Source organism: Chloroflexota bacterium (assembly GCA_018825785.1).
Classification (GTDB): Bacteria; Chloroflexota; Dehalococcoidia; order JACVQG01; family JAHKAY01; genus JAHKAY01.
In genome coordinates this window covers 22,608-29,845 of sequence record JAHKAY010000048.1, presented here as the reverse complement: position 1 = coordinate 29,845, position 7,238 = coordinate 22,608, and the positions used below count along the sequence as shown (strand labels likewise).

Genomic DNA, 7,238 nt, shown 5'->3' with positions numbered 1-7,238 from the left:
CACTCCCGAACAGTTCTACCAGAACTGGCTCAAATCTCACCCTGGAAAGGAGGAGGCCTTGTCCGATATGTCCTGACCCTGTACAAGGGACTTGACAACCCGGTGAAGTTGTGGTATAAATATAGTGCCCTGGGTGGTCGAAGCAGTTCGAACCGGTGGGCCTCCGAAGATTTTACCGAGTAGCTTCCCAAGAGGGGGAATGGAGGAGGACCGGGAAGGCTGGCAAGGTCACCCGGGGTTTTTCTTTATACCGCGTAGCTTCAGTCTTCGCTGGGCTTGAGTACAGCCACGTAGGGCAGGTTGCGGAACTTCTCGCGGTAGTCCAGCCCGTAGCCCACCAGGAACTCATCAGGCACCTCAAAGCCCACGAAGTCCAGGGACACATCCACCAGCCGGCGGACCCTCTTGTCCAGGAGGGCGCAGACGGCGATGCCCTTGGGGTGGCGGCGTTGTAGGTGAGCGATGATGAACCTCAGGGTCATCCCGGTGTCCACGATGTCCTCCACCAGCACTACATGCCGCCCCGAGATGTCCAGATCCAGGTCCTTGGTAATCTTGACCGCCGGGCTCTTTTCCCCGTAGTAGGAGATGGACATAAAGTCCATCTCCGCCGGAATGGAAAGATGGCGCATCAGGTCCGCCATGAAGCAGTACACCCCCCGTAGCACCCCCACCAGCACCGGCGTCTCCCCCTGGTAGCGCTGGGATATCTCTTTTCCCAGCTCCCTGACCCGCCGGGCGATGCGCTCCCGGCCGAGGAAGACCGGGCCTACCCCTTCTGCCTTTGCCCTGGCCAGGGGGCCATGACCATACTTGGCGAGGAGCCGGTCGTAGTCCCGCCGGGAGAGGAGCTTGATTTTCACCTCGGGGTAGAGGGCTTTGAGCAGGCGCACCTTGTGCTTCTTCTCCCGGAGCAGGCTCTGCGCCTGAGTGGTTAGTTCCAGGTGGAGGTCAAGGGCGGGCAAATAGAAATCGGGGGTGAACATCTCCCCGCTGCCCCCGGGCTCCAGGGGGAAGGAGCGGGGCTCGTAGAGCCACTCAATCTCGTAGAAGTCCAGGAGCCGGGCGAACTCCTCCTCACTGGGGTGGGCAAAGGCGACGGGCTTGACCAGGGAGGGGGAGAGCCCGGTTCCCCGTGGGCTCTTCCCCTGGCGCCAGCGTTGCCACCGCTCCCTGTCCAGAGCGGTCCCCAGGATATCGGCTGCGGTGCTCAGAAAGTCCACCTCACTGTCATGGAAGATGCGGGGCACCCGGCTGTAAGCCCTCAGGCTGCCCACGATTTCTCCCCCCACCTTCACGGGCACCCCCAGCAGTGAGGCGATGCCCTCCTGCTGTGCCAGTTCGGGGAACTGCATCCGGGGGTCGGTGCTCGCATCCAGGATTGCCACCGGCTTCCCCTCTGTGACTTCATGGAGGCTTTTCTTTGCCTCTACGAGCCCCTTGGCCCGGAAGCGGTCGCTGAGCCCGTAGCTAGCCGAATGCACCAACCGCTTGCGTCCGGCGGTCAAGAGGAGGAGGGAGCACCCCCGCACTCCCAGCGCCACGGCCGCTGCCTTCACCGCCCCCGGCGCCAGGAGGCGGAAGGGCAAACTGTTAGCTCCCCGGGCGATTTCCCCCAGGGCCTCGACGAAGCGGTCTGCCTGCGCCATCGGGAATAACCCCTACTATTCTAGGCCAACTGCCTGGACATTGCGGAACCAGGAAGTTTCCAGGCTTCTCCACCAAAGCACGGGCCTGCTGCAGGCGGCAAGCCCCAGTTTCACATCTTCTCCGGGGCGGTCATCCCCATAAGCTTCAGGGTGCGGGCGAGAACGGTCTTGGCGGCCAGGGCCAGCTTCAGCCGGGCGGATGATAGGGCTTTGTCCCCGGAGAGGACCCGGCATTCCTTGTAGAAGAGGTGGAAGGTGGTGGCCAGGTCCTGGGCATAGTGGGGCAGGTGATGCGGCTCCAGCTTCAGGGCCACGGTCTCTACTAACTCCGAGAGGAGGAGCATCTTCCGGATAAGGGCCATCTCCGGTTCCTCCTTGAGAAGGGAGACATCCCCGCCCTCCGGTGTGTGGCCCCTCTCCCGTGCCTTGAGCAGGATGCTGGCGATGCGGGCATGGGCATATTGGACATAATAGACCGGGTTCTCGTCGGACTCCTTTTTCACCAGCTCCAGGTCAAAGTCCATCTGGCTATCGGCGGAGCGGGAGAGGAAGACAAAGCGGCAGGCATCGGCTCCCACCTCGTCCAGCACCTCCCGGAGGGTGATGATGTCCCCTGAGCGCTTGGATACGCGCACCACCTCGCCACCCCGCTTCAGGGTGACGAGCTGGGAGATGATGATGCGGAGCCTTTCCGGGTTGATGCCCAGGGCGGAGACGGCGGCCTTCATCCTGGAGACATGGCCCTGGTGGTCGGCCCCCCAGATGTTGATTACCTGCTCAAAGCCCCTCTCCAGGAACTTGTTGAGATGATAGGCGGTGTCCGAGGCGAAATAGGTGGGGGCACCGCTGGAGCGGATGAGGACATTGTCCTTGCTCTCCCCCAGGGCGGTGGAGGTGAACCAGCGGGCCCCTTCCCTCTCCTCCACATAGCCTCCCTTTTCCAGCATGGCCATGGCCCGCTCAAACTGGCCGTCCTGGAAAAGTCTCCCCTCGCTGAACCAAACATCGAACTCCGCCCCCAGCAGGTCCAGGTCGGCCCTTATGGATTTCAGCATCCTCTCTATCCCCAGCCTTCCCAGCTCCCTGGGCCGGTCCAGGAATTTCCTTCCGAACTCCCGGGCTATGTCCTGGGCCAGGTCCACCACATACTGGCCCATATAGCCCTCGGCGGGCATCTCGGCGGGTTGGCCCAGGGCCTGGAGGTAGCGGGCGTGGAGGGAACGCTGGAAGGCCTCAATCTGGGTGCCGGCGTCGTTGACATAAAATTCCTTCTCCACGCTGAAGCCGGCGGCCTGGAGGACCAGGGCCAGGGTGCTGCCCAGGACTGCCCCCCTCCCGTGCCCCACATGGAGGGGGCCGGTGGGGTTTGCGGAGACAAACTCCACCTGGACCCGCCTTCCCTTCCCCAGGTCTATATTCCCGTAGTCTTCTCCCCCAGCGAGGATGGTCTCCACCTGCCCCGCCAGCCAGTGGGGGGAGAGGGTGAAGTTGATGAAGCCAGGAGGGGCAACCTCTATCTTGGCCATCTCCGGGAGGGGGCCCAGGAGGCCTGCCAGGCCCCGGGCCAGGCTAAGAGGGTCTGTCCTAACTGCCCCCACCAGCTTCAAAGGGAGGCTGGAGGCATAGTCGCCGTGCTCGGGGTGCTGGGGGTGTTCCACGATGACATCGGGGAGGGCCATAGGGGGCAGCAGCCCCTGGGCCTGGGCCCGGGAGCAGGCCTCTTTTAGCAGCGCCTCCAAGCGGTGTCTGAGCATGGCCACCTTCTATTTTCTAGACCAGGGCCAAGATAACAGTGTAGTTTTTGCCATACGTCTTGGCGCAGGCTGGGCAGGTGGTATAGAAAAAATACAATTTCTTGCTCTCTTTGCCCCTTGATTTGACATAGGCTTTCATTTCTTTAACCCACCTGCCGACATTCTTGTACGGCCCTTCAAAGGCTTTGCTCAGAAAGGTTCCGGATATCCTTTTCATCTCTGCCCCAGGCACTTCTTTGCCAACTCCGATATAGACATCCGCTCCCCAGAGGGATTTTTCATCAGAAAGCATCAGCGGTTCAGGAGCAAGAGCACCTGCCGCCTTAATCTTTTCCATGTTCTTTACCATGACCTGCCCGAAGTTGAGCGGGATGTGAAATAGGCTTCTGACATGGTCCTTCATAAATAGCTTATCATGCCAGGTTACTTCTTTCTCATCCCAAGGCTCTGGATTGAATCTGGGGCAACAACCTGTTTCTGATTGTTCATAAAGTTTGTCCATGAATACTACCTCCTTCTGCGGTTATTCGGGCCTACTGAGAGCCCTCTTTCCTTTTCGCCCTATTCTATCCTGTTTCGGCGGCACCTTTCCAGCGCCGGGCCAGTTCCTCCTGGAGGAGGGGGTAGGGCTCCAGGGCGGGGTGGCGGGAAAAGAGGGCCCGGGCCTTCTCTCGGGCCATCTCCACCAGGGGCAGGTCAGAGAGCCTGGCCATCCTCAGGTCCGGGAGCCCGCTCTGGCGGGTGCCGAAGAATTCCCCCGGGCCCCGCAGCCGGAGGTCCTCTTCGGCCAGGAGAAAGCCGTCCCGGACCCTCTCAATAGTCCTCAGCCTCTCCTGGGCCTCGGGGCTGGGGCTTACGGAGAGGAGGAGGCAGTAGCCCGGCTTTTCCCCCCTGCCCACCCTCCCCCGGAACTGGTGGAGCTGGGCCAGTCCGAAGCGCTCTGCCCCTTCCACCAGCATCACCGTGGCGTTGGGCACATCTATCCCCACCTCCACCACAGGGGTGGCCACCAGGATGTCCAGCTTGCCCTGCCGGAAGCGACGCATGACCTCTTCTTTCTCCTCCAGCCCCAGCCTGCCGTGGAGGAGGCCCAGGCGGAGGTCGGGGAAGACCTCCCGTGAGAGCCTCTCATACTCCACTACCGCCGCCGGGGTGGAAACGGCCTCCGACTCCTCGATAAGGGGGCAGATGATGAAGGCCTGCTCCCCCTGGGCGATGTGGCGGCGGATGAAAGCGTAGGCCTGGGGACGCTCCTCCGGCCCGAGGCAGGAAGTCTTCACCTCCTGCCTTCCTGGCGGGAGCTGGTCAATGGCCGAGAGGTCAAGGTCCCCGTAAAAGGTGAGGGCCAGGCTCCGGGGGATGGGGGTGGCGGTCATCACCAGGACATGGGGGGAGAGCCCCTTCCCTTTGAGGGCGGAGCGCTGGAGGACGCCAAAGCGGTGCTGTTCGTCCACCACCACCAGCCCCAGCCGGCGGAAGGCCACGTCCCTCTGGATGAGGGCGTGGGTGCCCAGGACAATGTCAATCTCCCCCCGGCCTAGCCGGTCACGGATGGCCTCTTTTTCCCTGGAGGAGAGGCTGCCGGTGAGGAGGGCCATGGTGAAGGGGCCGGAGGGGAGAGAAAAGCGGCGGAGGGACCCCTCCCCTCCCTCCCCGCCCGCCCGGGAGAGGAGGGAGCCGATGCTGTGGAGGTGCTGCTCGGCCAGGACCTCGGTGGGGGCCATCAGCGCCCCCTGCCAGCCATTGGCCCAGGCCAGGATGAGGGCCATGGCGGCCACCACCGTCTTGCCGCTCCCCACCTCCCCCTGGAGCAGGCGGCTCATGGGCTGGGGCCGCAGGAGGTCGGCCTCAATCCCTTCCCAGGCCCGCTCCTGTGCGGCGGTCAGGGCGAAAGGGAGGCCTTCAAGAAAGGCCTCCAGGGCCTGGGGCTGGGGGTGAAAATCGGGGCCAGGCTGGTCCTGCCACTCCTTCTTTCGGGAGAGCATCCCTAGCTGGAGTAGCAGTAGCTCATCAAAGGCCAGGCGCTGGCGGGCCTGCTGAAAGGTCTGGGGGTCACGGGGGAAGTGGGCCTGGTGGATGGCTTCCCCCAGAGGCATTAGCTGGCATTCCTGGACCATTTCCGGGGGGAGGAAATCGGGGAGGCGGGGGGCCCAGGCGTCGGCTACCTCCTTGACCAGCTTTCTCACCGGGCGGGGGCGAAGGCCCTGGGTGAGGGGGTACACTGGCACCAGCCGTCCGGTGTGGACCAGCTCCTCTTCCAGTGGCTCCCAGGCCGGGTTTTCCAGCACCTTCCTCTCCTTGAAGGCATCCACCCGTCCGCTGAGGACGATATAGGTGTTGGGCTTGAGGCTCCTGGCCAGGTAGGGCTGGTTGAACCAGACCACCCGGATATTTCCGGTATCGTCCCCCACAATGGCCTCGGTGCCCTCCTTCTTGCCCAGGTATTCTCGCCTCGCCTCCCAGACCAGGGCCGTGACCGTCTGCTCCTTCCCTACCTCCAGCTCCGCCACCTTCTTTGTCTGGCTGTAGTCCAGGTGGCGGCGGGGGAAGAAATAGAGGAGGTCCCTCACCGTTCTCACCCCCATCTCGGAAAGCCGGCCCACCAGGGAGGGGGGGCCGGGGAGGGGGGAGTCCAGGGACGGCGCTGGTTTAGGGGTCCTGGGGCGGGGCCGGGGTGGGGGGGAAGGGGGTTTTGCCGGGGAAGGGGGAGCCTTTTCCAACCCCTCCAGGAAGGCCAGGACCTCCTCCACCCATGGCTGGCGTCGCTCCTGGTCCCAGGTGGAGTAGCGGGGCTCAAGGAGGCCCAACTGCTCTAGCCTGTGGAAAAGGGCCGGGGAAGCCAGCCCATCCGCCTTCACGGCCCAGTTCCGGAGGTATCTATCCAGGCCGCCGATGACGGCCCGGTCGGTGAAGCCCTTTTTCTTCTCCAGGTCCAGGACCTTGCGCAGGGCGGCGAGGTCCAGGGTCAAAAGGGGCCTTCTCCCAGGACGGCGATGCCCAGGGCCCCGGGGCCTACATAGGTCCCCATCACGGGGCCGAAACTGCTCAGGTGGATTTCTCCTTTGTAATGGTCGCTCAGTCGCCGGGCCAGCCCGTCCCTCTCCTGGGGGGTGGTGGTAGAGAGGACGGCCATGGCCTGGATGGAGCGGAAGGACTCCACTATGTGGCAGAGCCGGTCTATGGCCCGGGGCCTGGTCCTTACCCGCTCCAGGGGGTGGGCCTCTCCGTCTTTGACGGTGAGGAGGGGCTTTATGTTCAGCAGGGAGCCCAGGAAGGCCTGGGCCTTGCCTATCCTGCCCCCTTTCACCAGGTAGTCCAGGGTGTCCAGCAGGCCAAAAAGGTGGCACCGGGGGGCCAGCCCCCTTATCTCCTGGGCTATCTCCGCCAGGCCCTTTTTCTCCCGGGCCCGCTGGGCTGCCACCAGGGCCAGGAGGCCCAGGGCCATGGAGCAGGTCAGGGAGTCAACGACCTCTATTTTCCCCGGGACCTGCTCTTTGGCCAGGAGGGCCGAGTTGTGGGTGGCGCTGAGCTTGCTGGAGATGTGGATGGAGATTATACCATCGGCATCCTTCAGGAGGCGGGAGTAGAGCTCCTGGAAGACCCCGGGGGAGGGAGCGGAGGTGGTGGGGAGTTGCCGGCTCTGGACCAGCTTCTGGTAGAACTCATCGGGGCCTATGTCCACCCCGTCCTGTCGGGTCTCCGTTCCAAAGTGGACATAGAGGGGCACCACCTCCACGCCGAAGCGCCGGGCCAGCTCCGGGGGCAGGTCAGCGGTGCTGTCGGTAACTACTTTGATAGTCATCCCTTCCCTCCTTCTCCCCATAGGTCTGGGGCC

5 protein-coding genes are annotated in these 7,238 nt (G+C 63.5%); all 5 read right to left on the bottom strand.

Annotated features, from left to right (window positions below):
- Positions 1–260: 260 nt before the first annotated feature.
- Positions 261–1,649, bottom strand: a complete 1,389-nt coding sequence (gene hpt / locus KJ624_07000) for a hypoxanthine phosphoribosyltransferase (protein ID MBU2009564.1) — start codon at positions 1,647–1,649, stop codon at positions 261–263.
- 110 nt (positions 1,650–1,759) lie between these two features.
- Complete coding sequence (locus tag KJ624_06995) at positions 1,760–3,403, bottom strand: arginine--tRNA ligase (GenBank protein MBU2009563.1); 1,644 nt, start codon at positions 3,401–3,403, stop codon at positions 1,760–1,762.
- A 16-nt stretch (positions 3,404–3,419) separates the two neighbouring features.
- A complete protein-coding gene (locus KJ624_06990; GenBank protein ID MBU2009562.1) occupies positions 3,420–3,905 on the bottom strand; it encodes a hypothetical protein in 486 nt (161 codons plus the stop codon).
- Between the two features lie 64 nt (positions 3,906–3,969).
- Positions 3,970–6,372 carry an ATP-dependent DNA helicase RecG gene (gene recG, locus KJ624_06985; protein ID MBU2009561.1) on the bottom strand — a complete coding sequence of 801 codons (2,403 nt, stop codon included), beginning with the start codon at positions 6,370–6,372 and terminating at the stop codon, positions 3,970–3,972.
- A complete protein-coding gene (locus tag KJ624_06980; GenBank protein MBU2009560.1) occupies positions 6,369–7,205 on the bottom strand; it encodes a DegV family protein in 837 nt (278 codons plus the stop codon). Before KJ624_06980 ends, recG begins: the two co-directional genes overlap by 4 nt.
- Between the last annotated feature and the right edge of the window lie 33 nt (positions 7,206–7,238).

Excerpts from the sequence above, each read along its gene's own strand:
- KJ624_06980 (MBU2009560.1), bottom strand. The coding sequence starts at position 7,205 with ATGACTATCAAAGTAGTTACCGACAGCACCGCTGACCTGCCCCCGGAG.
- hpt (MBU2009564.1), bottom strand. The coding sequence starts at position 1,649 with ATGGCGCAGGCAGACCGCTTCGTCGAGGCCCTGGGGGAAATCGCCCGG.
- KJ624_06995 (MBU2009563.1), bottom strand. The coding sequence starts at position 3,403 with ATGCTCAGACACCGCTTGGAGGCGCTGCTAAAAGAGGCCTGCTCCCGG.
- KJ624_06990 (MBU2009562.1), bottom strand. The coding sequence starts at position 3,905 with ATGGACAAACTTTATGAACAATCAGAAACAGGTTGTTGCCCCAGATTC.